This is a genomic window from Comamonas flocculans (assembly GCF_007954405.1).
Classification (GTDB): domain Bacteria; phylum Pseudomonadota; class Gammaproteobacteria; order Burkholderiales; family Burkholderiaceae_C; genus Comamonas_C; species Comamonas_C flocculans.
Genome location: NZ_CP042344.1, coordinates 1,556,062 through 1,578,192 on the forward strand (window position 1 = coordinate 1,556,062; position 22,131 = coordinate 1,578,192).

General features: G+C 68.8%; 25 protein-coding genes. 10 read left to right on the top strand and 15 right to left on the bottom strand.

Features of this window, described 5'->3' with window-relative positions:
- The first annotated feature begins 6 nt into the window (after positions 1 to 6).
- From FOZ74_RS07570 to FOZ74_RS07605, 8 genes are all read left to right on the top strand, one after another.
- Positions 7 to 921: a ParB/RepB/Spo0J family partition protein gene (locus FOZ74_RS07570; RefSeq protein WP_146912489.1), complete on the top strand. Its 915-nt coding sequence runs from the start codon at positions 7 to 9 to the stop codon at positions 919 to 921.
- Between the two features lie 108 nt (positions 922 to 1,029).
- Positions 1,030 to 1,791: a class I SAM-dependent methyltransferase gene (locus tag FOZ74_RS07575; protein ID WP_146912490.1), complete on the top strand. Its 762-nt coding sequence runs from the start codon at positions 1,030 to 1,032 to the stop codon at positions 1,789 to 1,791.
- Positions 1,792 to 1,957: 166 nt separating this feature from the next.
- A complete protein-coding gene (locus FOZ74_RS07580; RefSeq protein ID WP_255437820.1) occupies positions 1,958 to 3,403 on the top strand; it encodes a COG3014 family protein in 1,446 nt (481 codons plus the stop codon).
- Positions 3,404 to 3,428: 25 nt separating this feature from the next.
- The gene (locus FOZ74_RS07585) at positions 3,429 to 3,821 is read left to right on the top strand and encodes a YcfL family putative periplasmic lipoprotein (protein ID WP_146912491.1); all 393 of its coding nucleotides are present in this window, start codon (positions 3,429 to 3,431) and stop codon (positions 3,819 to 3,821) included.
- Positions 3,822 to 3,852: 31 nt separating this feature from the next.
- Positions 3,853 to 4,467: a penicillin-binding protein activator LpoB gene (gene lpoB, locus FOZ74_RS07590; protein ID WP_146912492.1), complete on the top strand. Its 615-nt coding sequence runs from the start codon at positions 3,853 to 3,855 to the stop codon at positions 4,465 to 4,467.
- 14 nt (positions 4,468 to 4,481) lie between these two features.
- Positions 4,482 to 5,429 carry a hypothetical protein gene (locus tag FOZ74_RS07595; protein WP_146912493.1) on the top strand — a complete coding sequence of 316 codons (948 nt, stop codon included), beginning with the start codon at positions 4,482 to 4,484 and terminating at the stop codon, positions 5,427 to 5,429.
- The gene (locus tag FOZ74_RS07600) at positions 5,426 to 6,352 is read left to right on the top strand and encodes an alpha/beta hydrolase family protein (RefSeq protein ID WP_146912494.1); all 927 of its coding nucleotides are present in this window, start codon (positions 5,426 to 5,428) and stop codon (positions 6,350 to 6,352) included. The genes FOZ74_RS07595 and FOZ74_RS07600 overlap by 4 nt, the downstream gene beginning before the upstream one ends.
- A gap of 118 nt (positions 6,353 to 6,470) precedes the next feature.
- Positions 6,471 to 6,878, top strand: a complete 408-nt coding sequence (locus FOZ74_RS07605) for a hemerythrin domain-containing protein (RefSeq protein ID WP_146912495.1) — start codon at positions 6,471 to 6,473, stop codon at positions 6,876 to 6,878.
- 31 nt (positions 6,879 to 6,909) lie between these two features.
- Here FOZ74_RS07605 and FOZ74_RS07610 read toward each other — a convergent pair whose 3' ends face one another.
- On the bottom strand, positions 6,910 to 8,337 hold the full coding sequence (locus tag FOZ74_RS07610; protein ID WP_146912496.1) for an FAD-binding oxidoreductase: 1,428 nt from the start codon (positions 8,335 to 8,337) through the stop codon (positions 6,910 to 6,912).
- A gap of 98 nt (positions 8,338 to 8,435) precedes the next feature.
- Between FOZ74_RS07610 and FOZ74_RS07615 the strand changes: the two genes are divergently transcribed.
- Entirely contained in the window at positions 8,436 to 9,011 is a 576-nt protein-coding gene (locus FOZ74_RS07615; RefSeq protein ID WP_146912497.1) for a cob(I)yrinic acid a,c-diamide adenosyltransferase, read from the top strand.
- A 45-nt stretch (positions 9,012 to 9,056) separates the two neighbouring features.
- On the opposite strand, the gene FOZ74_RS07620 is transcribed toward FOZ74_RS07615, so the two are convergent.
- From FOZ74_RS07620 to argS, 12 genes are all read right to left on the bottom strand, one after another.
- Positions 9,057 to 9,479, bottom strand: coding sequence for a hotdog fold thioesterase (locus FOZ74_RS07620; RefSeq protein ID WP_146912498.1), 423 nt, complete (start codon positions 9,477 to 9,479; stop codon positions 9,057 to 9,059).
- Between the two features lie 67 nt (positions 9,480 to 9,546).
- On the bottom strand, positions 9,547 to 10,833 hold the full coding sequence (locus tag FOZ74_RS07625; protein ID WP_146912499.1) for a solute carrier family 23 protein: 1,287 nt from the start codon (positions 10,831 to 10,833) through the stop codon (positions 9,547 to 9,549).
- A gap of 65 nt (positions 10,834 to 10,898) precedes the next feature.
- Positions 10,899 to 11,390, bottom strand: a complete 492-nt coding sequence (locus FOZ74_RS07630; protein ID WP_146912500.1) for a putative toxin-antitoxin system toxin component, PIN family — start codon at positions 11,388 to 11,390, stop codon at positions 10,899 to 10,901.
- 22 nt (positions 11,391 to 11,412) lie between these two features.
- Positions 11,413 to 12,162, bottom strand: a complete 750-nt coding sequence (locus FOZ74_RS07635; protein ID WP_146912501.1) for a M15 family metallopeptidase — start codon at positions 12,160 to 12,162, stop codon at positions 11,413 to 11,415.
- Positions 12,159 to 13,442 carry a THUMP domain-containing class I SAM-dependent RNA methyltransferase gene (locus FOZ74_RS07640; protein ID WP_146912502.1) on the bottom strand — a complete coding sequence of 428 codons (1,284 nt, stop codon included), beginning with the start codon at positions 13,440 to 13,442 and terminating at the stop codon, positions 12,159 to 12,161. The genes FOZ74_RS07635 and FOZ74_RS07640 overlap by 4 nt, the downstream gene beginning before the upstream one ends.
- Entirely contained in the window at positions 13,439 to 13,891 is a 453-nt protein-coding gene (locus FOZ74_RS07645) for an acyl-CoA thioesterase (RefSeq protein WP_146912503.1), read from the bottom strand. The genes FOZ74_RS07640 and FOZ74_RS07645 overlap by 4 nt, the downstream gene beginning before the upstream one ends.
- 15 nt (positions 13,892 to 13,906) lie before the next feature.
- Positions 13,907 to 15,439: an RNA polymerase factor sigma-54 gene (gene rpoN / locus FOZ74_RS07650; RefSeq protein ID WP_146912504.1), complete on the bottom strand. Its 1,533-nt coding sequence runs from the start codon at positions 15,437 to 15,439 to the stop codon at positions 13,907 to 13,909.
- Positions 15,440 to 15,443: 4 nt separating this feature from the next.
- The gene (lptB, locus tag FOZ74_RS07655) at positions 15,444 to 16,220 is read right to left on the bottom strand and encodes an LPS export ABC transporter ATP-binding protein (protein WP_146912505.1); all 777 of its coding nucleotides are present in this window, start codon (positions 16,218 to 16,220) and stop codon (positions 15,444 to 15,446) included.
- Positions 16,221 to 16,225: 5 nt separating this feature from the next.
- On the bottom strand, positions 16,226 to 16,855 hold the full coding sequence (lptA, locus tag FOZ74_RS07660; protein WP_146912506.1) for a lipopolysaccharide transport periplasmic protein LptA: 630 nt from the start codon (positions 16,853 to 16,855) through the stop codon (positions 16,226 to 16,228).
- 128 nt (positions 16,856 to 16,983) lie between these two features.
- A complete protein-coding gene (locus FOZ74_RS07665) occupies positions 16,984 to 17,631 on the bottom strand; it encodes a thiol:disulfide interchange protein DsbA/DsbL (RefSeq protein WP_146912507.1) in 648 nt (215 codons plus the stop codon).
- Positions 17,632 to 17,700: 69 nt separating this feature from the next.
- Positions 17,701 to 18,330 (bottom strand): SPOR domain-containing protein, encoded by a 630-nt coding sequence (locus tag FOZ74_RS07670; protein ID WP_146912508.1) that lies wholly within the window; start codon positions 18,328 to 18,330, stop codon positions 17,701 to 17,703.
- A gap of 5 nt (positions 18,331 to 18,335) precedes the next feature.
- On the bottom strand, positions 18,336 to 20,015 hold the full coding sequence (argS, locus tag FOZ74_RS07675; RefSeq protein WP_146912509.1) for an arginine--tRNA ligase: 1,680 nt from the start codon (positions 20,013 to 20,015) through the stop codon (positions 18,336 to 18,338).
- Between the two features lie 119 nt (positions 20,016 to 20,134).
- On the opposite strand from argS, the gene FOZ74_RS07680 reads away from it, so the two are divergent.
- Positions 20,135 to 20,464, top strand: coding sequence for a PsiF family protein (locus tag FOZ74_RS07680; RefSeq protein ID WP_146912510.1), 330 nt, complete (start codon positions 20,135 to 20,137; stop codon positions 20,462 to 20,464).
- 71 nt (positions 20,465 to 20,535) lie between these two features.
- On the opposite strand, the gene FOZ74_RS07685 is transcribed toward FOZ74_RS07680, so the two are convergent.
- Complete coding sequence (locus tag FOZ74_RS07685; RefSeq protein ID WP_146912511.1) at positions 20,536 to 20,991, bottom strand: DUF2214 family protein; 456 nt, start codon at positions 20,989 to 20,991, stop codon at positions 20,536 to 20,538.
- Positions 20,988 to 21,965, bottom strand: a complete 978-nt coding sequence (locus FOZ74_RS07690; protein WP_146912512.1) for a LysR family transcriptional regulator — start codon at positions 21,963 to 21,965, stop codon at positions 20,988 to 20,990. Before FOZ74_RS07690 ends, FOZ74_RS07685 begins: the two co-directional genes overlap by 4 nt.
- Between the last annotated feature and the right edge of the window lie 166 nt (positions 21,966 to 22,131).

A 22,131-nucleotide genomic window follows, 5' to 3' on the forward strand; every position in this document is an offset into this window, starting at 1 on the left:
CGAGTGATGGCAAGCAAGAAACCCAAGGGCCTGGGCCGAGGCCTTGAAGCGCTGCTCGGCCCCAAGGTTGCCGATGCCGCGCCGCAGTCTGCGGCAGGGGATGACCCGCCCACTGCGCTGCCGCTCGACGCCCTCGTGCCCGGCAGCTACCAGCCGCGCACGCGCATGGACGAGGGCGCGCTCTATGAGCTGGCCGAAAGCATCAAGGCCCAGGGCGTGATGCAGCCCATCCTGGTGCGCCGGCTTGCCGCCGGAGAGAACGCCGGCAGCTACGAGATCATCGCGGGCGAGCGGCGGTTTCGCGCGTCGCAGCTCGCGGGTCTGGCCGAGGTGCCGGTGCTGGTGCGCGAGGTCAGCGACGAAGCGGCCGCAGCGATGGCGCTGATCGAGAACATCCAGCGCGAAGACCTCAATCCGCTGGAAGAGGCCCAGGGCCTGCAACGCCTGATTCGCGAGTTCGGCTACACCCATGAGCAGGTGGCGCAGGCGGTGGGGCGCTCGCGCAGCGCCACCAGCAACCTGCTGCGCCTGCTCAACCTGGCGGCGCCGGTGCAGACCATGCTGATGGCGGGCGACATCGACATGGGCCATGCGCGTGCGCTGCTGGCACTGGAGCGGGCCGCGCAGATCACCGCGGGCAACCAGATCGTGGCGCGCAAGCTCTCGGTGCGCGAGACGGAGCAGCTGGTGAAGAAGCTGGGCGCCGAATTCAACCTGGTGCCGCAAAAGCCCAAGAAGGAAAAATCGCGCGACATCCGCCGAGTGGAAGAAGAGCTCTCCGACCTGCTGACCGCCGAGGTCGAGGTGCGCGTGAAGAAGCGCGTCAAGCGCGGTACGCGGGTGGACGAAATGGGCGAGCTTGCGATCCAGTTCGGTTCGCTCGACGCGCTCACCGGCCTGATCGAGCGGCTGCGCGGCTAGGCATGCCCTGCGCGCCTGCCTGCGTCCGGTGCCAGCGCAGCCTCGGGCGGTCTGCGCCGCCCCCGACGCGCGCGCCTTGCGCGGCAGATCCCCTCTAGGCGGCGCACCATGGCACGCCGCAGTCTGCCCTGGCCGGTGCCGGCGCTGCTGGCCTGGGCGCTGTGCTGGCTGCTCTACCTGCTCTCGTGGCGGGCGCTTGGCGCGCTCGCGGCCATGCTGCTGGCCACGTTCGCGGGCCTCGTCGCCAGTGTGGTCGCGCGCCACTGGTGGCGCCGCGTTCTGGTGGCCGCAGGCTTTCCGCTGTCGCTCGCCTTCAGCGGCCACGCTCTGTTTGCCGCCTGGCTCTGGCTGCTGCCGATGGCGATGCTGCTCCTCATCTATCCGCTGCATGCCTGGCGCGACGCGCCGCTGTTTCCCACACCGCCCGGCGCTCTCGATACGCTGGGCACGGTGGCGCCGCTACCGGCGGGGGCACGCATCCTGGACGCCGGCTGCGGCCTGGGCGATGGCCTGCGCGCGCTGCGTCGCGCCTACCCGCAGGCGCGCCTGGACGGACTGGAGTGGAGCTGGCCGCTGCGCTGGCTGTGTGCGCTGCGCTGCCCCTGGGCGCGCGTGCGCCGCGCGGACATCTGGGCCGCCGACTGGAGCGGCTACCAGTTGGTCTACCTGTTCCAGCGCCCCGAGAGCATGAGCCGCGCGCTCATCAAGAGCGCCGAGATGGCGCCCGGCAGTTGGCTGGTCAGCCTGGAATTCGCGCTGCCCGACGTGCGGGAGCATGCCTGTGTGCGTACGCCTGCAGGGCGCCCTCTCTGGATTTACCGGGCGCCTTGTCTTGCGGCCCTGGCGACAGGCGAAGAGGCTCGGGGGTGAGGGAAATTGCCTGCCGGCAGCGGTGGGGATATTCGCTGCGCAACCGGTAAAAATTGGTATCCTCGGCGCCCTGTCACGCACCGGGAGAGTGCGGGAAACAACGTCGAAGGGGCCGGCTGGGCGCGGGGCGCGCCGCAAGCAAGGCCCCAAGAGAGGAGAGAGCACCATGAGGATCCCACGCCCCCTGCCGGCGGCCCGCGTCTGGGCGACGCTGTGTCTTGCGGCCTTCATGGCCGGCTGCGCCAACATGGCCAGCCACGACGAACTGGCCAGTGAAGTGCAGACCGCCAGCCGCGCAGGCGGCGTTCCCGCGGCGATCGCCCGCCTCGATGCCTCGGCCCCGTCGGAAGACGACAAGAAGGCACTGCTCTACAACCTCGAGCGTGGTGAATTGCTGCGGCTGGAAAACCGCTACGCGGCCAGCACCGCATCCTTCCTCGTGGCCGACGAGCGCGTCAGGGAGTGGGAAGACACCGCCAAGACCCAGCCCGAAAAGCTCATGGGCAACGTCGGCGCCGCGCTCATCAGCGAACGCCTGAAGACCTACGAGGGCGAGGACTACGAAAAAGTCTTCCTGACCACGCGCCTGGCGCTCAACCGCATCGCGCTGGGTGATCTGGACGGTGCGCGGGTGGACGTCAAGCGCACGCATGAACGCGAAGCGGTGATTGCCGAGTTCCGCGCCAAGGAGGTCGCCGAGGCCGAAAGCGAAGCCGAGTCCAAGGGTGCGACCAAGGGCGGCATGGAGCTCAATGGCTACCCGGTGGAAACCCTCGACGACCCGGAGGTGCTGGAGCTCAAGAACGGCTATTCCAACGCCCTGAGCCACTACCTGTCGGGCTTCCTCTATGAAGTGCTCAATGAACCCGACCTGGCGGCGCCGGGCTACCGCCACGCCATCGAGCTCAAGCCCGGCACGGCGGTGCTTGACGAGGGCCTGCGCGGTCTGGACGAGCGCACGAGCTTTACCTGGAAGCGCCGCCAGCAGATGACCGACGTGCTGTTCATCGTCGAGGCCGGCGACGCGCCCGCGCGCAAGCCCCAGGCCTTCACGCTGCCGGTGCCCACGGGGCGCGGGCTGGTGACGGCGAGCATCTCCTACCCCGTGATCCAGCCCTCGCAGGACGCCATGCTGGGCCGGCTCTCCATGGACCAGCACGAGCTTGCGCTCGAGCTCGTGGTGGACGTGAACGTGATGGCTCGCCGCGCGCTCAAGGACCAGATGCCCGGCATGGTGCTGCGTGGCTTCACGCGGGCGCTGGCTAAGGGCGTGATGCAGGACCAGCTGCAGAAGAATGCCGGCCTGCTGGGCGCCCTCATCGGCGCCGTCGCTTCGGTGGCCACCGAGAAGGCCGACGACCGCATGTGGCGCATGCTGCCCGGCCGCATCTATGTCGCGCGCGGCTACCTGCCGCCGGGCTCGCACCAGCTTGCGATCGACGGCCGGCCGATCACCGGCACCGTGGACATCGCCGGCCAGTATGCGCTGGTACCCTTGCGCATCTACGGTGACCGGGTGCTGGTCGGCGAGGTGGCGAAGATCGGCCAGCTCGCGTCGGTGGCGGCAACACCGCAGCCCGCAGGCCGCTCCGTCGCCGCGCAGAACAAATAGGGTTCAATCCAGAGAGGGAGTCACCATGCGATTTCGCACCGTACTCGGCGCCATCGCCGTGGGCGCCGCCACCATGGGCCTGCCGGCGTTGGCCCAGCACGACCCCGCAACGCCGCCGGCGGTGGCCGCGAAGATGGCGCTGCGCGGGCCGGCCGAGGGCGTTGCAGTGACCGAGATGCGCCTGCTGCGGCGCAACGACGTACTCACTGTGCAGGCCGATCTGACCAACATGGAGCAGCCCGACCGCACCGTCTTCTACCGCTTCAAGTGGCTCGACAGCGTGGGCAACCAGGTCGGCGACGGCGAGGTCTGGAAGCAGATCCGCCTGCTTGGCCTGGCGCAGCAGACGATCAAGAGCGTGGCCCCGCACGCCATGGCCGTGGATCTGCGCCTGGAAATGAACGTCGAGTCGCGCTGAGCGCGTCGCAACCACAGGAGGGACAGAGCCCATGAATACCCCGTTTCGCCTAGGCGCGCGCATCGCGCTGGCCGGCGCCACCCTGACGCTGGCCGCTTGCCAGACCACTTACGTTTCTTCGCCCGTGGTGCGCTTTGACCGCCAGGTCAACTATGGCGATGCCAAGGCGGTGGAGCTCGTGACCAATGAATTCGGCTCCACCGACCTGCAGATGATCGCCGAGCGGATGACCGGCAGCCTGCTGGAAACCGGCATCTTCCAGGGCCGCCCCACGGTGACGATCTCGCGCGTGAAGAACAAGACCAGCGAGTACATCGACACCACCAACATCATGAACTCCATCCAGACCACGCTGGTCAAGTCGGGCAAGGTGCGTTTCACCCGCTCGATTGCCGAGATGCAGGAGGGCGTGGATGAGCTGCAGCGCCAGAACCAGAGCGGCCTGTACAAGCAGGGCTCCACCGCCAAGCTCGGGCGCATGACCGCGGCCAGGTACCAGCTCGAAGGCGAGCTGACCAGCATCGTCAAGCAGTCTGCCAGCACCAAGGACGTGTTCTACAAGTTCACGCTCAAGATGTTCGACGTGGAAGAGGGCACGATCGAATGGCAGGACGAGAAGGAAATCCGCAAGACCAGCCAGCGCTGAGGGAGGAAGCCACCATGCAACGCAGAACCACTCTGGGCCTGGCCTGTGCGCTGATGGCCGCGGGCAGCATCGGCGGCGCGGCCCGGGCGCAGCACGGCGGCGCGCCGGTACGCATCGCGGTGACCAACCTGGCCTATGCCCAGCAGGTGTCCGAGTACTTCATCGTCGGCACGCACCAGGGCAGCAGCCAGGTCAATGCGCGCAGCAACTACCGTGACAGCGCGAGCCATGGTCGCTTCAGCAGCTCGCATTCATCTTCTGGCAGCGAATCGCTGCAGGCCTCGGAGCAGCACAGCGGCACCTATGTGGCGGGGCGCTACAGCTACATCGAGCAGCGCGACCTGGCCGGCTACACCAACGACATCAAGGGCGCGCTACTGCAGGGCAGCTTCTTCAAGCTGGTGCAGGGCAAGGGCTTTGACGCCGGCGCGCCGCAGGCGAGCAAGGCCGAGCAGGTGCTCGGCCAGGTGCAGGGCGGCAAGATGGCCGCGCCGCGCGCCCAGCCCTCGGTGACCGACATCGTCGCGCGCATCCGCAAGGGCGAATTCCAGGGCGCCGACTACGTGCTGTTCGGCTCGGTCAGTTCCATCGATTTCACCGACGCGCTCTCGCCGCTGCAGGGCACGACCAGTGCCACGCGCCAGTACGGGCTGCAGTTGCTCGCGGACTTTTCGCTGATCCACACCAGGACGCACGAGATCAAGGCCGCGTTCTCGGCCCAGGGCGAGGGCAACGACACCAGGATCCTCTCGATCCGCGGTGACGTGGCGCCGCCCAACCGCGCCAAGGTGATGCGCGAGACCTCGCTCTCGCTCGCCCAGGACGTCTACCAGCAGCTCATGGCGCAGCTTGGCCTCACGGCGCCCGGCATGGCCGTGCAGCGGCCTGGAGCGCCGACGGTGTACCCGGCCGGCCAGCCGGTGCCCGCGCCCCAGCCCGAGCAGGTTCTCATCCTGCGTTGAGCCTTCGGGCCGTGCGCCGCCGGCTGGCCTGCGCGCTGCTGCTGGCGGCCAGCGCGGGGGCGCTTGCCGGCACCGGCTTTACGCCATTGGCCCTGCCGGGCGAGGGCGGCGCACTGCTGCAGGCCCTGGAGCGCCCGGCCCGCGCCGCGCCCGAGCGCCTGCGCCTCATCGTGCTGCCCGGCTCGGGCTGCGCCGGCATGGGCGCCATCGCCGACCGCTATTTCGCCGCGCTGCTGCATGCGCGCGTCCTGGTGCTGCACAAGCGCGGCGTGCGCGCCGACGCCACGACCGCGGCGCATGAGTGCCCGCCGGACTTCGTGCAGCAGGACGCCCACCCGCAGTGGCAGGCCGACGCGCTGGCCGCCGCCCGGCACTGGCTAGCCGAGCGCCCTGGCAGCACGCCCCTGGTGCTGCTGGGCATTTCCGAAGGGGCGGAACTGCTGGCGCCGCTCGCCGCGCGGCTGCAGCCCGCGGCCCTGGTGCTGGTAGCGGGCAGCGGCCTGGACCCGGTCGAGGCCGGTCGGCTGCAGGCGCAGCGCCTGGGCGCCGCCGGCGCCTGGGAGGCGCTGGCGCGCGCCCAGGCCGGCAGCGGGGCGGACACTGAGGTCCTCGAAGGCCGCAGCTTGCGCTACTGGCGCGCGCTCTGGCGCTGGCCGGTGCAGGAGCCGCTGCTCGCCGGCCCCTGGCCTCTGGTGCAGGTCTGGGGCGAGCACGACGCTCTGGTGCCGCAGCAGGCCTACGCGCGCTTTCGGGCGCTGGCGCAGGCGCGCGGCGCACCCTACTGCGCGGTGGCCCTGCCCGGTGCCGACCACGGCCTGCAGTCACCCGGGCGCGACGGGCTGCAATGGCTCTGGGGCCGCCTGGAGCAGTGGGCGCGCGCACCGGCGCAGCCCTGGTGCGCGGTGTTCAGGCAAATCCCCTGAAATGTTTGTGGATGCGAATCATTTGCATGCATAAAAACGTGTGCAAATGTAGCATCGCCGCAGCGGGTGCCATTGAACACGGCGCCCCTCACCACCCTGCCTGCCGAGGAGCTGCACCATGAACATCGACAAATTCAAGGCCGACCACCTGGCCATCCTGAGCGGGATCCAGCGCCTGCGCGACCTCACCCGCCTGGGTGTGCCTGCTGCCGACGAGATCGCCGCCGCGCTGGTCAAGTTCTCCACCACCATCCGCCTGCACCTTGCGGCCGAGGACAAGTTCCTCTATCCGTCGCTGGAAAAATCGCAGGATCCACAGATCGTGGCCATGAGCCAGCGCTTCGAGCGCGAGATGGCCGACATCGCCCAGCGCTTCATGGCATTTGCGCGCAACTGGAACGTCGGCGCCAAGATCGCGGCCGACTTCGACGGCTTCCGGCGTGCGGCCAACCTCACGCTCAAGCCCGTGTGGGACCGGATGCAGCAGGAAAACCGCGAGTTTTACCCGCGCATCGAGGCGATGTGAGCGCCGCGGGCGGCCGTGCCGCCCGCCCATCTCAGAGCAGGAAGATCTTGCCCGGGTTCAGGATGTTCTTCGGGTCGAGCGCACGCTTGATCGCGCGCATCATCTCGATCGCGCCCGCGCCCGCTTCCTCGGCAAGAAAGTCCATCTTGTGCACGCCCACGCCGTGCTCGCCGGTGCAGGTACCGCCCAGGCGCAGGGCGCGCCGCACCAGCTGGTGGTTGAGCTGTTCGGCCAGCGCGCGCTCCTGCGGGTCGTCCGGGTCGATCAGGTAGCCCATGTGGAAGTTGCCGTCGCCCACGTGGCCGACCAGGAAATAGGAGATGCCGCTGGCGTCGGCCTCGGCCACGCTGTCGAGCAGCGCGTCGGCCAGGCGCGAGATCGGCACGCAGGTATCGGTGGTGATGCAGCGGCAGCCTGGGCGGCTTTGCACCGCGGCAAAGTAGGCGTTGTGCCGCGCGGTCCAAAGCCGCGTGCGCTCCTCCGGGGTGTCGGCCCATTCGAAATCCGCGCCGCCATGCTCGCTGGCAATCTCCTGCACGGTTTCGGCCTGCTCCTTCACGCCCGCCGGCGAGCCGTGGAACTCCATCAGCAGCAGCGGCGCTTCACGCAGGTTCAGCTTGCTGTGGCGGTTGACGCCGCGCACGCTGTTGGCGTCGATCAGCTCCACGCGCGCGATCGGCACGCCCAGCTGTATCGTCTGGATGACGGTGCGCACCGCCGCCTCCACGCTCGGAAACGAGCAGATCGCCGCGCTCACCGCCTCGGGCAGCGGGTACAGGCGCACCGTGATCTCGGTGAAGATGCCCAGTGTCCCTTCGCTGCCCACCATCAGCCGCGTGAGGTCATAGCCCGCGCTGCTCTTGCGCGCGTGGGTGCCGGTGCGGATCACCTCGCCGCTGGCGGTCACCACCTCCAGCGCCAGTACGTTCTCGCGCATGGTGCCGTAGCGCACCGCATTGGTGCCGCTGGCGCGCGTGGCGGTCATGCCGCCTATGCTCGCATCCGCACCCGGGTCTATCGGGAAGAACAGGCCGGTGTCCTTGACGGCGTCGTTCAGGGCCTTGCGCGTGATGCCGGGCTGCACCGTCACGGTGAGGTCGTCGGCATTGACCGAAAGCACGCGATCCATGCGGCCCACGTCGATGCTGATGCCGCCCTGCACGGCCAGCACGTGGCCTTCGAGCGAGGAGCCCACGCCCCAGGGGATGACGGGCACCGCATGCTCGCTGGCCAGGCGCACCGCGTCGGCCACGTCCCGGGTGCTTTCGGCAAACACCACGGCCGCCGGTGGCGGCACCGTGGTGAAGGGCGATTCGTCGCGCCCGTGCTGCTCGCGCACCGCCAGCGCGGTGGAGCACTGGGCGCCAAAGCGCGCGCTCAGCGCGTCGATCAGCGGCTGGGGCACGGGGCGCGGGGCGATCTGCGGCAGCAACTGGGCGCTGTCCTGGGGTGCGTTCATGGATGTCTCCGGGTGCGGGAGCGACCATTCTAGGGACGCGCGCGGCGGGACGCACGGTGGGACGCACAATCGCAGGATCGAACAAAAGGAGTGAAGCCATGGGCAAACGCGTAAGCGCCGTCGCCACGCGCACCGGCGACGACGGCACGACCGGACTGGGCAACAACACCCGCGTCTCCAAGAACAGCGGCCGCCCGCACGCCATGGGCGACGTGGACGAGCTCAACAGCCACATCGGCCTGCTGCTGTGCGAGCCCCTGCCCGAGGACGTGCGCGCGCTGCTGACCGACATCCAGGACCAGTTGTTCAACCTCGGCGGGGAACTGTCGATCCCGGGTTTTGCGCTGCTCAAGGACGAGGCGCTCGCGCAACTGGACGAGGCGCTCGCGCACTACAACAAGACGCTGCCGCGGCTGGAGGAATTCATCCTGCCCGCGGGCACGCGCGCCGCCTGCCAGGCGCACGTGGCGCGCACCGTGGCGCGCCGCGCCGAGCGTGCGGTGGTGGCGCTGCAGGAGAGCGAGGACATGCGGCCCGCGCCGCGCCAGTACCTGAACCGTCTGTCGGACCTGCTCTTCGTGCTCTCGCGCGTGCTCAACCGCATGGACGACGGCACGGAAGTCTATTGGCAGAGTGAAAAGCTCAAGCGTTCGCAGCAGGACGGCGCTAGCTGAAAAGATAGCTGCCAACGCTTGCCAGGCAATCGTTTGAAGCGTATTTCACTTGGGAGAGAGCACCGCCATGGTGATGCGCGAGATGCAGGTCGCCTCGCCCGCGTCGTTCACCATCTCGATCTGCCAGACCTGCGTCGTGCGGCCGATGTGGATGGGCCGGGCGGTGCCGGTGACCCAGCCGCTGGTGGCCGCGCGCAGGTGGTTGGCGTTGACCTCCAGCCCCACTGCGCGGTGGCCTTCGGGACTGGCGTAGTAGGCGCCGGTGGAGCCCAGGGTTTCGGCCAGCACCACGCTCACGCCGCCGTGCAGCAGGCCGAAGGGCTGGCGCGTGCGCTCGTCCACCGGCACGCGGGCGCGCACGAAGTCCTCGCCGATTTCGATGAACTCGATGCCCAGGTGCGCGATGGCCGTGCCCCGGTGCCAGGTGGCGAGTTCTTCCAGCGAGAAGGTCTTTTTCCAGATGGACATGGCTAGCTTCGGGTATGCAGACGGCCCATGATAGAAGTTCAGGCGGCCGCCGGCTGTCGCGCGCGCGTTACCTGGCGGGCCGCAGCAGCGCGTTGAGCAGGATGGCGCCAAAGGTCGCGGTGCCTATGCCGCCCAGCGCGAAGTCGCCGAACTTCAGCGTGAATTCTCCCGTGCCCAGCACCAGCGGAATCGCCGCGACGATGAGGTTGCGCGGCTGCGAGAAGTCCACCTTGTTGTCGACCCAGATCTTGGCGCCGGTGATCGCGATCAGGCCGAAGACGACGATGGACACGCCCCCCATCACCGGCAGCGGGATCGCCTGGATCAGCGCGCCGAACTTGGGCGAGAAGCCCAGCAGCAGCGCGATCAGCGCGGCCACCAGGAAGACCGCGGTGGAATAGATGCGCGTGGCCGCCATTACGCCGATGTTCTCGGCATAGGTGGTCACGCCGGTGCCGCCGCCCGCGCCGCTGACCATGGTGGCAATGCCGTCGCCGATGAAGGCGCGGCCGAGGTAGGGGTCCAGGTCCTTGCCGGTCATCGCGGTCACCGCCTTGAGGTGGCCCAGGTTTTCCGCCACCAGGATGATGACCACGGGCACGATCAGCACCATGGCCGCGCCTTCGAACACCGGCGCGTGAAACTGCGGCATGCCCAGCCACGGCGCGCTAACGATGCCCGACGCGTCAAACGGCTTGCCCAGCCCCATGCCATTGGTCAGCAGCGCGTAGAGCACGGTGGCGATCAAGAGGCCGACGACGATCAAAAGGCGCTGCACCATGCCCCGGGTGAACACCGCCACGGCGGCGACGCACAGGAAGGTCAGCGCCTGCATCCAGCTCTCGAAGTTGTTCGCCGCCATGTTCTTCACCGGGATGCCCGCCAGGTTCAGCCCGATGACCGCCACCACCGCGCCCGTGACCACCGGCGGCATGAAGCGCTCTATCCAGCCCGTGCCTATCGCGTGCACCACCAGGCCGATCAGCACGTACACCGCGCCGCAGGCGATGATGCCGCCCAGCGCCACGCCGATGTTGGCGTTCAGCCCCTGGCCCGCGTAGCCGGTGGCGGCAATCACCACGCCGATGAAGGCGAACGACGAACCCAGGTAGCTGGGCACCTTGCCGCCCGTCACCAGGAAGAAGATCAGCGTGCCTATGCCGCTCATGAACACCGCCAGGTTGGGGTCGAACCCCATGAGGATGGGCGCGAGCACCGTGGAGCCGAACATGGCGATCACGTGCTGTATGCCCATGAGGCCGGTTTCCTTCCACGGCAGGCGCTCGTCCGGGCCGATCACGCCGCCGCCCGCCAGCACCTCGGTGGGCACCGCTCTCCAATTGAAAAACCCCATCGTCTTCTCCTTGCTTTGTCAGGGTGGCGCGATGGTAGAGGGTTTGTCTTGGGCGTGGTGAAATATTAATGAAACCCAGCGCTGACGCTTTGTGGCAGGGCGCTGGCAGCTATGCTTGTTGCATCATCCAAAGTGCGGGCGATGCGCACGCCAGAGGCTTGCAAGCGCTTGGCCAGGCACAGCACCGCCTTGTCCTTGGACAGCAGCAACGCCCGCTGTTGCACTGCCAGGTCGATGAACTTCTGGTCGTCCGCATCCTTGCAGCGCCAGGGCGCTTCGAGTGCAGCGGCAACAAGCGTGGTGTGCGCATCCCATTGCGCCAGCACGTCCTGGGGCTTGCGCAGCGCACGCGCCAGCCAGAGGGCGATCGCCGGGTAGTCCAGCACGCGCTGCAGCTCATCGCGCATGGCCTGGGTGGCATACCAGGGCATGTCACTTTGGCCCAGCTGCACGCGCAGGGTGGCAGCGGCCGGATCTTCAAAGACCCAGAGGTCCAGCACGATGTTGGTGTCTATCACCAGCGCAGCGTGTCCGGCGGTTGGGGTGCCAGCCTGCATGGCGGTCCGGGTGCAAGCGCCGTCAGCGTACCGGCCGGGTGAAATAGCGCTGTGGCCAGGGTTCATCGGCCAGCGTGTAGTGCCACCACTCCTCGGGCAGATTGCGCCAGCCGTGCGACTGCATCAGCGCGCGCAGCCACAGGCGGTTGCGCCGCACCGCGGGCGGCTGCTCGGCGTCTTCGGTGTGCGAGTGCTCGTCAAACAGATCAAACGGTGTGCCCATGTCCACTTCCTGCCCCAACGCCACGGGCCCGGCGATGACTTGGGTGGCGCGCGTCGCGTCTTGCACGACGAGCGTCAGATCGGCGGTGCTGGCGCGGCTGTGACCGGATTTTTCGGCGATGTAGCCGCGCGCGAACAGCTCATCTTTGGGCACGCGCGGGTAGTACTCGGCCTTGGTGCGCTGATCGGCGAGGTCCGCGCCCCAGCGCACGAAATCATCCACCGCCATCTGCGGGCGGTAGCAGTCAAAGACCTTCAGGCCCAGGCCGTGCGCGGCGAGGTCGTGCTGCACCCGGGCGAGCGAGTGTGCCGCCGCCTGGCTCAGCCAGCACTGCGGGGCCTCGTACCCGGCGATGGGACGGCCGACGAAGTTGTTGGCGCCAAAGTAGCGCATGTCCTGCACCACGGTGGGGGCAAGCCGGCTGAGCGGCACGAGTTCATTGTGCGCACCGGGCGCGGTGGCGGCGCAGGCCGTGAGCAGGCTGGCCAGCACGGCGGCGGCCGCCAGGGTGGCAGTGCCTGACCACGGGCGCGATGCGGCTAGCTTCATGGGGCGCTGACGGGTGCGGGTGAGTCCGGCTTGCTTGACGTTTCCGGGCCTTTGGGCCCGCGCGCGCTACCCGCCACCATGTCAAAGCGCAACAAGCGGCATTCAATCGGCCCGTTGAACAGCGGCACGCGGCGGGACGCCTTCAGGCGCATGGCCGAGGGCAGCTCGCGATCGGGCGAGAGTATCCAGGCCTGCCAACCGGCGTAATGGCGCTTCCAGTGCGTGGCGAGCTGCTTGAAAAAGTCTTCATCGCCGCTGTTTTGCGCGCTTTCGCGCCCGGGGCGGGCGCCTTGCAGCGCGCGCTCGCGGCTGCTTTGCCCGGCGGCGCCGGCGGCGGCGATGCGCTCGCCATACGGCGGGTTGAGCAGCATCACGCCGGGCAGCTCGCAGGGTGGCAGGCGTTCCAGCGCGTCGCCGCCGCGCAGTTGCACGGCGGTGGCCACGCCCGCGCGCTCGGCGTTGCGCCGGGCGAAGTCCACCATGCGGTGCGAAATATCACTTCCAAATATGGGTGTAGTGCTTGTCTGTACTGCGTCAGGAGCTTCTTTTTTGAGAGTATCCCAGGCCGCGCGGTCGTGCGGCAGCAGGCGCTCGAAGGCGAAGCGGCGCTTCAGGCCCGGCGCGATGCGGCAGGCGATCTGCGCCGCCTCGATGACGACGGTGCCGCTGCCGCAGCAGGGGTCGTACAGCGGCAGGCCGCTCTCAGATGTCCAGCCGCAGGCGGCGATCATCGCGGCGGCCAGGGTCTCCTTGAGCGGCGCGTCGCCCTTGTCCTCGCGCCAGCCGCGCTTGAAGAGCGGCTCGCCCGAGGTGTCGATGGAGAGCGTGGCGGTTTCCGGCGTCAGGTGCAGGTGGATGCGCGCGTCGGGGCGGTGCGTGTCCACATCGGGGCGCGTGCCGCTCTGCTGGCGAAAGCGGTCGGCGACCGCGTCCTTCACGCGCAGCGCGGCGAAGTTCAGGCTCTTCAAGGGACTCGCGTGCGCGGTCACCTCGATCTTGAAGGTCTGGCGGGCGGTAAACCAGTCTTCCCAGCGCACGCTGCTGGCAAGTTCGTACAGATCGTCTTCGCCACGATACGGTCGGTACGCAAGCTGCACCAGCACGCGCTGCGCAAGGCGGCTGTGCAAATTGAGCTGCAGCACCGTGCGCCAGGGCGCGGCCAGGCGTACGCCCGCGCGCAGCGCCTGCACGTCAGGGCAGCCGGTGATCGCACGCACCTCGTCGGCCAGGAAACCCTCGACACCGGCGGCGCAGGGCAAAAAGAGTTCAAACCGGTTCATGGCTGACGTCCCATGTGCGCCAGGAGCGCATCGAGCCGCTCGCGCGCCAGCGGCGGGATGGGCGTCGCGCGGCGCGTTTCGTGCGAAACAAAGACGATGCCGGTCTTGCCGCGCGCCACCTCGCGGCCGGTGGTCGATTCGGTCATCTGGAACACCAGATCGAAGCCGTAGCGGTTGAAATCCATGGGTCGCATGCGCACGATGAGCTGTTCGCCATGAAAGGCCTCGGACTTGTACTGCGCCAGCATGTCGCCAACGACGATGCCCGCGCCGCCCGCGTTGGCCTCGGTCATGCCCATGGCCTGAAAAAAGCGCAGCCGCGCCTCGGAGACCAGGCTGAGCAGCTGCGCGTTATCGAGGTGCCCGCCCTGGTTGACGTGGCTGATGTAGACCTGCAGTGTGGTCTCGAAGCAGAAGCGGTCGGGGAGGTCGAAAAGAACGCGGGCCATGGGGGAAGTGTGAACTCAGATTTGCTTGCGCAGGCTGGCGGGCGCGATCTTGAGCTGTTCGCGGTATTTGGCCACGGTGCGCCGCGCGCAGGCGATGCCCTGCTCCTTGAGCATGTCGGCCAGCTGCCCGTCGGACAGCGGCCGCGCCGGGTCTTCGGCGGCGATGAACTGGCGCAGCAGCGCGCGCACCGCGGTGCTGGAGGTGCTGCCGCCGGTATCGGTCACCAGACCCGAGCCGAAGAAGTACTTGAGCTCGTAGGTGCCCTGGGGCGTGGCCATGTACTTGGCGCTGGTCACGCGCGAGATGGTCGATTCGTGCAGGCCCAGCTCCTCGGCGATCTCGCGCATCACCAAGGGACGCATGGCGAGCTCGCCGTGCAGGAAGAAGGCCTGCTGCTTGTCCACGATGGCGCGCGCGGTGCGCAGGATGGTGTCGAAGCGCTGCTCGATGTTGCGGACGAACCAGCGCGCCTCCTGCAGGCGGCTTTGCAGCGCGGCGTGGCCCTCGCCCTTGCGGTGCTGGCGCAGCGCCTGGGCGTAGGCGTCGTGCACGCGCAGCTGCGGCACCACCTCGGGGTTGAGCTGCACGTCCAGGCGCACCTGCCCGCCCTCCAGGCGGCGGCGCACGATCACGTCGGGCGTGACGAGGTTGTGCTGCACCTGGGCAAAGCGCCGCCCCGGGCGCGGTTCGAGCCGGGCGATCAGCGCCATGGCGGCGCGCGTGTCTTCTTCGCTGGCGCCGCAGGCCTGCGCCAGCCGCCGTGCGTCGCGCCGCGCCAGCCATTCGAGCGGCTGCTCGCAGATGCACATGGCCGCCTCCAGCACCGCCCGGGGGCAGGCGCCCGTGTCGCGCAGCGCCGCCAGTTGCAGCCGCAGGCACTCGGGCAAATCGCGCGCGCCCACGCCTGCGGGCTCCAGGCTTTGCAGCAGCTTGAGCGCCAGCGCGAAGTGCTCGCTCATCTCCAGCAGGTATTCGGTGTTCTCGGGGCCGACCAGGGTTTCGACCAGCGATTCGATGGCGTCTTCGAGGTAGCCGTCGTCGTTGAGCGAATCGATCAGCCAGGACAGCGCCGCGCGTTCGGCGCGCGTCAGGCGCAGCAGCAGCGCCTGGCGGTGCAGGTGCTCGGCCAGGGTTTCGTGCGCGCTCTCGTGCTCGCTCGCCTCGCCCTCGTCGTCCTCGCGCCGGGCGGCCCGGCTCGGGGCGTCGGCGCTCCAGGGGCTGTCGCTGCCGCTGGGGTCGAGCTCGCGGTCGCCTTCCCAGTCGCTCCGGGTTTCGGCATCATTTTGGCCTCCAGAGCTTGCAGGGTCTGCGTCAAAAGCTTCTGAAATAGGAGCGATCTCGCTGCGTTCGGTGCGCCGCTCCGGCGCGGGGGCGCCGGCTGCAGGGGCCTCTTCGCTCGCGCGTTCAAGGAAGGGGTTGTCCACCAGCATGGCCTCCACCTCCTGGGCCAGCTCCAGCGTGGACAGTTGCAGCAGGCGGATGGACTGCTGCAGTTGCGGCGTCAGTGCAAGGTGTTGCGAGACGCCCAGCGACAGGCCGACCTTCATCGCGCTACATCCGGAAGTGCTCGCCCAGGTAGACCCGGCGCACCTCGGCGTTGTCCACGATCTCCGAGGGCGCGCCGCGCGCCAGCACCCGGCCCTCGCTGATGATGTAGGCGTGGTCGCAGATGCCCAGCGTCTCGCGCACGTTGTGGTCGGTGATCAGCACGCCGATGCCGCGCTCCTTCAGGAAGCCGATGATGCGCTGGATCTCGATCACCGCGATCGGATCGATGCCGGCAAAGGGCTCGTCGAGCAGGATGAAGCGCGGCTGCGTGGCCAGCGCCCGCGCGATCTCCACGCGCCGGCGCTCGCCGCCCGAGAGCGCCAGCGCGCGCGTCTCGCGCAGGTGCTCCACGTGCAGGTCCTGCAGCAGCGCGCTCAGGCGCTCTTCGATCACCGGGCGGGCGAGCGGGCGGCCGTCCTCGCCGCGCTGCAGCTCGAGCACCGCGCGCACGTTCTCCTGCACGTTGAGCTTGCGAAAGATCGAGGCTTCCTGCGGCAGATAGGACAGGCCCAGGTGCGCGCGCCGGTGGATGGGCATGCGCGTGACGTCGTGCCCGTCGATCGCGATGCTGCCGCCGTCGCAGCGCACCAGGCCGACGATCATGTAGAACGAGGTGGTCTTGCCCGCGCCATTGGGCCCGAGCAGGCCGACCACCTCGCCGCGCGGCACGTTGAGCGAGACGTCGTGCACCACGGTGCGCCCGCCATAGCTCTTCTTCAGGTGCCGGACCTGCAGCAGGCTGGATGCGTCGGCGCTGGCGGGCGTCGCCGGGCTGCTCATCGCGTTCACTGCGGCGGTGCGTCCAGCGCGCGGCTGGGGCGCAGCTCGGGTGCATCCCGGGCGCCCTGCGGCGCGGCCGCGGGCGGCTGTTCCTTGGGCGCGAGCGTGGCGCGCACGCGCGTGTCGCTCTTGTCGCCGGCGCGGCGCGGCGCGCCATCGACGGTGAACACGTCGGTGGCGTTGTTGTAGGTGATGACGGCCCCGCTCACGTCGTCGGTCGGCGTGCCCGCGCGCAGGCGGCGCAGCTCGGCGCGGCGCGTGAGCTTGACCACTTCGGTGCGCCCGTTCCAGTCGATGCGTTCGGCCTCGCCCTCGATGATCTCCACCGGCGCCCCCTTGGGCGTGTCGCGCTTCTGGCGGAAATAGGCGCGCTTGCCCGGCGCGGCGGTGACCAGGCCGCTCTGGTTGCCCGCGTCGTCCTGCGTCACCTGCACCTCGGCGCCGCGCAGCACGATGGTGCCCTTGGTGATGATGACGTTGCCGCTGAAGACGCTGGTCTGCCTGGCCTCATCGTGCACCAGGCTGTCGGCCTCGATGTGCATGGGCTGGTCGCGGTCGGCGCGCTCGGCCCGCGCGCCCGCGGCCAGTGCAAGCAGCAGCAGGACGGCGGGCAACAGGGCGGTGCGGTGTTTCATGGCGCGGGCGAGGCACGGTTCTTGCAAATGATTGTAGCGACCGCCCCCGGCGCGCCTGCGCCCGGGCCGCGGGAAGAAAAAAGGCGCGTGCCGCACGCGCCTGGGTTGGCCCGGGGCCCGCCGCGCGTTCAGGCCTTGCGCTGCTGCTGCACCAGGTGATCCACCACCTGCAGCACCGTGGCCATGCTGCCGGTGAGCGTGCCGTCGGTGTAGTAGCGCCCGGCCACGCCCATGGAGGGCACGCCCTCGACCTGGTAGGCCGCCTGCAGCTCGGTCGCCCTGCGCACCTGGTTGGCGACGGTGAAGGAGGTGTACATCTGCTTGAACCTGGCCGCGTCCACGCCCTGCTTGGCGACCCAGTCGAAGATCAGCTCGTCCTTGTTCAGCGGCAGGCGCTCCACGTGCACCGCGCGGAACACCCGGGCGTGCAGCTCGTTGACCTTGTCCATGCCTTCGAGCGCGTAGTAGAGCTTTTGCTGCGGCACGAAGCTCGAGTTGAAGGCCACCGGCACGCGGCGAAAGAACACGTAGTCCGGCAGCTTGTTCTTCCAGGCCGACAGCGAGGGTTCGAAGGCATTGCAGTGCGGGCAGCTGTACCAGAAGAACTCGACCACCTCGATCTGGCCCTTGGGCGCTTCGGTGAGGGCGGGCTTCTTCAGCTCCAGGTACTCGATGCCTTCCTCGAACTTGCCGTCCTTGGCATGGGCGGGCACGGCCAGGCCGGCCGACAGGGTCAGGGCGGCGCTGGCGGCCAGGGAAAAATCGCGACGGTTCATGCGCTGGGGCTCCGAAAGGGCTGCAGGCTCGCTCTGATGCGGCAAGACCTGCAAAGGTTCAACATGGGCTCAACGGCTGGCGCTCACGCGCACCAGGATGGAGGTGATGCCGGCGCCATCGAGCTTGCCCTTGAGCTGGTCGGCGTCGTCGCGCCGGGCAAAAGGGCCTATGCGCACGCGGTAGACCGCGCGGCCGTTCTGCTGGCCCTCGCTCACGCGCGCCTCCCAGCCCAGCATGGCGAGTTGCGCGCGCTGGGCGTCGGCTTCGTCGGGCGCGCGAAAGGCGCCGGCCTGGATGTAGTAGTTGCCGGTGGGGCCGGCCGCGGCGCTGGCGGACGCCGCAGCGGTGGCCGTGGACTCGGGCGTGCCGCCCTGGGCCTTGGCGCGCGCCAGGTCGCCCAGCGGGTCGTCGCTGGCCGCCGGCACGGTGGTTTCGTGGCCGGCCGGCTGCGGCGCGGGGGCCGGCGCAGGCTTGCCGCCGGCACCGGTCACCAGGCCGGCGTTGGGATTCCAGTCCTTGTTGCGCTCGGCCTCCCTGGCGTCCTGGTCGGCCAGGCGCGAGCCGCTGCTCAGGAAGGGCACCGGCACCTTGCTCACGTAGGCGGCCACCACGAAGGCGATGCCCAGACCCACCACCACGCCCAGGACCAAGCCTGCAAACGTCCCGCCCCGCTGTCCGCTTCGTCGTGCCTTGCCCATGGTGTTCACATTCTTTGTGGTGCCGAGACGCCCAGCAGCGCCAGGCCGTTTTGCAGTATCTGGCCGGTGGCGGCCACCAATGCCAGCCGGGCGAGCCTGAGGGCCTCGTCGTCGACGAGGATGCGCTCGGCGTCGTAATAGCTATGGTAGCTGGCCGCCAGGTCACGCAGGTAAAAACTGACATCGTGCGGCGCATGGCCCGCGGCGGCGGCGGCGAGCATGTCGGGGTATTTGGCCAGCTCGCGCATCAGCGCCTGCGCAGCCTCGCTGGTGAGCGGCGCAAGATCGGCCTGCGCGAGCGCCGCGGTGTCCCAGTCCTCGCGCCAGCCGCGCAGCACCGAGCAGATGCGCGCATGGGCGTACTGCACGTAGTACACCGGGTTGTCGTTGTTCTGCGCGATCGCCAGGTCCACGTCGAAGGTGTATTCGGTATCGGGCTTGCGCGAGAGCAGGAAGAAGCGCACCGCGTCCTTGCTGGTCCATTCGATCAGATCGCGCAGCGTCACGTAGGAGCCCGCGCGCTTGCTGATCTTGACCTCTTCGCCGCCCTTGACCACGCGCACCATGGTGTGCAGCACGTAGTCGGGGTAGCCCCGGGGGATGCCCAGGTCCACCGCCTGCAGCCCGGCGCGCACGCGCGCGATGGTGCCGTGGTGGTCCATGCCCTGGATGTTCACCGCGCGCTCGTAGCCGCGGCGCCATTTCTGGATGTGGTAGGCGACGTCGGGCACGAAGTAGGTGTAGTGGCCGTCGCTCTTGCGCATGACCCGGTCCTTGTCGTCGCCGTAGTCGGTGCTCCTGAGCCAGAGCGCGCCGTCCTGCTCATAGGTCTTGCCCTGGGCGATCAGGCGCTGCACGGTGTCTTCGACGTGGCCGTCGGCGTAGAGGCTGGATTCGAGGTAGTACTCGTCAAAGCGCAGGTTGAAGGCCTGCAGGTCCTTGTCCTGCTCGTTCCTCAGGTAGGCCACGGCGAACTGGCGCACGTTGTCGTAGTCGTCGATGTCGCCGTTGGCGGTGAATTCGCGGTCGTCGGCCTTGACCGTGGCGCGCGCGAGGAAGGCCTCGGCGATGTCCCGGATGTAGTCGCCGTTGTAGGCCGCCTCGGGCCAGCCGGGGTCGCCCGGCTTCACGCCCCGGGCGCGCAACTGGGTGCTCTTGGTCAGCGTGTCGATCTGCACGCCCGCGTCGTTGTAATAGAACTCGCGATGCACCTGCCAGCCCTGGGTGGCGTAGAGATTGCAGATCGCGTCGCCCAGCGCCGCCTGGCGGCCGTGGCCCACGTGCAGCGGCCCCGTGGGGTTGGCCGAGACGAATTCGACGAGGATTTTCTCCCCCCGCTCGGGCTGGCAGCCGAAGCGCTCCCTGGTGGCGAGCACCTCGCGCACCACCTGCTGGCGCGCAGCCGGCGTGAGGCGAAAGTTCAGGAAGCCCGGCCCGGCCAGCTCGATCGCCTCCACCCAGCGGCGGCAGGCCTCGCTTGCCAGCAATGCGGCCTGCAGCCGTTCACCCAGCTGGCGCGGGTTGGTCTTGAGCGCCTTGGCCAGTTGCATCGCCGCGGTACAGGCCCAGTCGCCATGCGCCGCCACCTTGGGTGATTCGAAGGCCGCGCGCGCGCCCGCGCCGGGCGAGAGCTTTTCCAGTTCGGCGGCCAGCGCCGCGAGCAATTCTTGTTTGACGCTGAGCATAGGGCTAGGGATTTTACGGGTCGCCCGGGGCTTGCGCGGCCCGGCGGCAGCGCTATGCTGCGCCCACCCCGGCGCCGTGTGAGCGCCGGGGAAGCACACACACCCTTTGGGAGACTTGCATGAAAAAATGGCTTGCCATGCTGGCTGCCGCCAGTTGCGTCCTTTCCTTTGCCGTCCAGGCCGCCGACGCGCCGGCCAAGAAGGCGCCCACGGCGCAGCAGCAGAAGATGACCACCTGCAATGCCGAGGCCAAGACCAAGGCGCTCAAGGGTGACGAGCGCAAGGCCTTCATGAAGGAGTGCCTGAGCAAGAAGAAGGAAGCGCCTGCGGCGGCCGCCGGCACCCAGCAGGACAAGATGAAGAGCTGCAACGCCGAGGCCAAGACCAAGGCGCTCAAGGGTGACGAGCGCAAGGCCTTCATGAAGGGCTGCCTGGCCAAGGCCGCCTGAGCCCGAATCCGCGCAAGACCAGACGGCCCCGGGCGCGAGCGCCTCTGGGCCGTCTTTCCTGGACCGTCGTTTCAGCGCGTGCCCACGCCGCGCGCCAGCAGCACCGCCAGCACCACGACGACGATCATCAGGTGCGCCGACCACATCACCAGCACGCGCGCGCGCTTGAGTTCGGCCGCATCGGGCAGCGGCCCGCCCTGCGCCAGGCGCCCCTGCCAGGCAAGGTAGTGCCGGCGCGCCAGGTAGAGCAGCACGGTCATGGCGACGAGCAGCGCGATCTTGCCGTGCAGCAGGTGCTGCGCCCAGTACCAGCTCGAACCCTTCACGCCCCAGAAGGTGCGCGCCCAGCCCGTGGCCAGCACGATGGCGGCCGACAGCAGGCTGAGCGCATTCATGCGCACCAGGCGGTCGACCACCTTGGGGTTGACCCAGTCGGCGCGGCACAGCGCGGTTTCGGTGGTCATGAAGGTGGCCAGCATGATGAAGGCCATGATGTGGGCAAAGGCCAGCACGCTTTCGAGTATCACGGGGCAATGTCCTTTCGCGGGGCGGAGCCCGAAGTATTGCCCGGGCCCAAAGCCCCCCCTGACCAGAAGGTCGGGCGGGCATAGTGCGCGCGCAGCAAGTCCATCCACAGCCGCACCCGCAGAGGCAGGTGCTTGCGCTGGGGCAGCAGCAGGAAGATGCCGTTGGGCGGCGCGGCAAACTCTTCCAGCACCGCTACCAGGCGGGCGGCGGCAATGTCGCGCTCCACCTCCCAGGTGGAGCGCCAGGCGATGCCCCCGCCGGCCAGGCACCAGTCGTGCAGCACCTGGCCGTCCGAGCAATCGAGCGGCCCGCCGGGCTTGATGTGCACCACCTCGCTGCCGCCGCTCTCGCGCGGCACGCGAAAGGCCCAGCCGCGGGTCTGCGAGGCGTCGCTGGACAGCGCCAGGCAGTCGTGCTGCGCCAGCTCCGAGGGGTGGCGCGGCGTGCCCCGGCGCGCCAGATAGCCGGGCGTGGCCACGCACAGGCGCCGGTTGTCGGCCAGGCGCACGCTGACCAGGGAGGAGTCGGGCAGGTCGCCCACGCGCACCGCGCAGTCGTAGCCTTCGCCGGCCAGGTCGACCACGCGGTCCGAGAGGTTGAGCGAGATCGTCACCTCCGGATGCTGGTCGCGAAACAGCGGCACCAGCGGCGCGACGTGGCGCCGCCCGAAGCCGGCCGGCGCGGTGATGCGCAGGTGGCCGGTGGCCTTGGCGCCGCCGGCGGAGACGCTGGCCTCGGCCTGGGCCACGTCGGCCAGCAGGCGCTGGCAGTCCTCCAGGAAGGCGCTGCCTTCGTGCGTGAGCGTGATGCGCCGCGTGGTGCGCACCAGGAGCTTGACGCCCAGGTGCTCTTCCAGCGCGTCCAGGCGCCGCCCCATGATGGCCGGCGCCACGCCTTCGGCGCGCGCCGCCGCCGTCAGGCTGCCGCGCGTGGCGATGGAGACGAATGAGGCAAAGGCCTTGAATTTATCCATGAAAAACGGTTGTAGCGCCCGTGTATGCTGCGCTGCCAGCTATCAATTCAATGAAGTTGCGCTTTCTCTGGATTCGTATTGTCTGGAGTTTTGCAAAAAAGTCACTAGTTATAGGATATTTACTGAATTTATTCACACAAATATTTCTAATACAGTGTATGCAAGC

Excerpts from the sequence above, each read along its gene's own strand:
- FOZ74_RS07570 (WP_146912489.1), top strand. The coding sequence starts at position 7 with ATGGCAAGCAAGAAACCCAAGGGCCTGGGCCGAGGCCTTGAAGCGCTG.
- FOZ74_RS07575 (WP_146912490.1), top strand. The coding sequence starts at position 1,030 with ATGGCACGCCGCAGTCTGCCCTGGCCGGTGCCGGCGCTGCTGGCCTGG.
- FOZ74_RS07580 (WP_255437820.1), top strand. The coding sequence starts at position 1,958 with ATGAGGATCCCACGCCCCCTGCCGGCGGCCCGCGTCTGGGCGACGCTG.
- FOZ74_RS07585 (WP_146912491.1), top strand. The coding sequence starts at position 3,429 with ATGCGATTTCGCACCGTACTCGGCGCCATCGCCGTGGGCGCCGCCACC.
- lpoB (WP_146912492.1), top strand. The coding sequence starts at position 3,853 with ATGAATACCCCGTTTCGCCTAGGCGCGCGCATCGCGCTGGCCGGCGCC.
- FOZ74_RS07595 (WP_146912493.1), top strand. The coding sequence starts at position 4,482 with ATGCAACGCAGAACCACTCTGGGCCTGGCCTGTGCGCTGATGGCCGCG.
- FOZ74_RS07605 (WP_146912495.1), top strand. The coding sequence starts at position 6,471 with ATGAACATCGACAAATTCAAGGCCGACCACCTGGCCATCCTGAGCGGG.
- FOZ74_RS07610 (WP_146912496.1), bottom strand. The coding sequence starts at position 8,337 with ATGAACGCACCCCAGGACAGCGCCCAGTTGCTGCCGCAGATCGCCCCG.
- FOZ74_RS07615 (WP_146912497.1), top strand. The coding sequence starts at position 8,436 with ATGGGCAAACGCGTAAGCGCCGTCGCCACGCGCACCGGCGACGACGGC.
- FOZ74_RS07620 (WP_146912498.1), bottom strand. The coding sequence starts at position 9,479 with ATGTCCATCTGGAAAAAGACCTTCTCGCTGGAAGAACTCGCCACCTGG.
- FOZ74_RS07625 (WP_146912499.1), bottom strand. The coding sequence starts at position 10,833 with ATGGGGTTTTTCAATTGGAGAGCGGTGCCCACCGAGGTGCTGGCGGGC.
- FOZ74_RS07630 (WP_146912500.1), bottom strand. The coding sequence starts at position 11,390 with ATGCAGGCTGGCACCCCAACCGCCGGACACGCTGCGCTGGTGATAGAC.
- FOZ74_RS07635 (WP_146912501.1), bottom strand. The coding sequence starts at position 12,162 with ATGAAGCTAGCCGCATCGCGCCCGTGGTCAGGCACTGCCACCCTGGCG.
- FOZ74_RS07640 (WP_146912502.1), bottom strand. The coding sequence starts at position 13,442 with ATGAACCGGTTTGAACTCTTTTTGCCCTGCGCCGCCGGTGTCGAGGGT.
- FOZ74_RS07645 (WP_146912503.1), bottom strand. The coding sequence starts at position 13,891 with ATGGCCCGCGTTCTTTTCGACCTCCCCGACCGCTTCTGCTTCGAGACC.
- rpoN (WP_146912504.1), bottom strand. The coding sequence starts at position 15,439 with ATGAAGGTCGGCCTGTCGCTGGGCGTCTCGCAACACCTTGCACTGACG.
- lptB (WP_146912505.1), bottom strand. The coding sequence starts at position 16,220 with ATGAGCAGCCCGGCGACGCCCGCCAGCGCCGACGCATCCAGCCTGCTG.
- lptA (WP_146912506.1), bottom strand. The coding sequence starts at position 16,855 with ATGAAACACCGCACCGCCCTGTTGCCCGCCGTCCTGCTGCTGCTTGCA.
- FOZ74_RS07665 (WP_146912507.1), bottom strand. The coding sequence starts at position 17,631 with ATGAACCGTCGCGATTTTTCCCTGGCCGCCAGCGCCGCCCTGACCCTG.
- FOZ74_RS07670 (WP_146912508.1), bottom strand. The coding sequence starts at position 18,330 with ATGGGCAAGGCACGACGAAGCGGACAGCGGGGCGGGACGTTTGCAGGC.
- argS (WP_146912509.1), bottom strand. The coding sequence starts at position 20,015 with ATGCTCAGCGTCAAACAAGAATTGCTCGCGGCGCTGGCCGCCGAACTG.
- FOZ74_RS07680 (WP_146912510.1), top strand. The coding sequence starts at position 20,135 with ATGAAAAAATGGCTTGCCATGCTGGCTGCCGCCAGTTGCGTCCTTTCC.
- FOZ74_RS07690 (WP_146912512.1), bottom strand. The coding sequence starts at position 21,965 with ATGGATAAATTCAAGGCCTTTGCCTCATTCGTCTCCATCGCCACGCGC.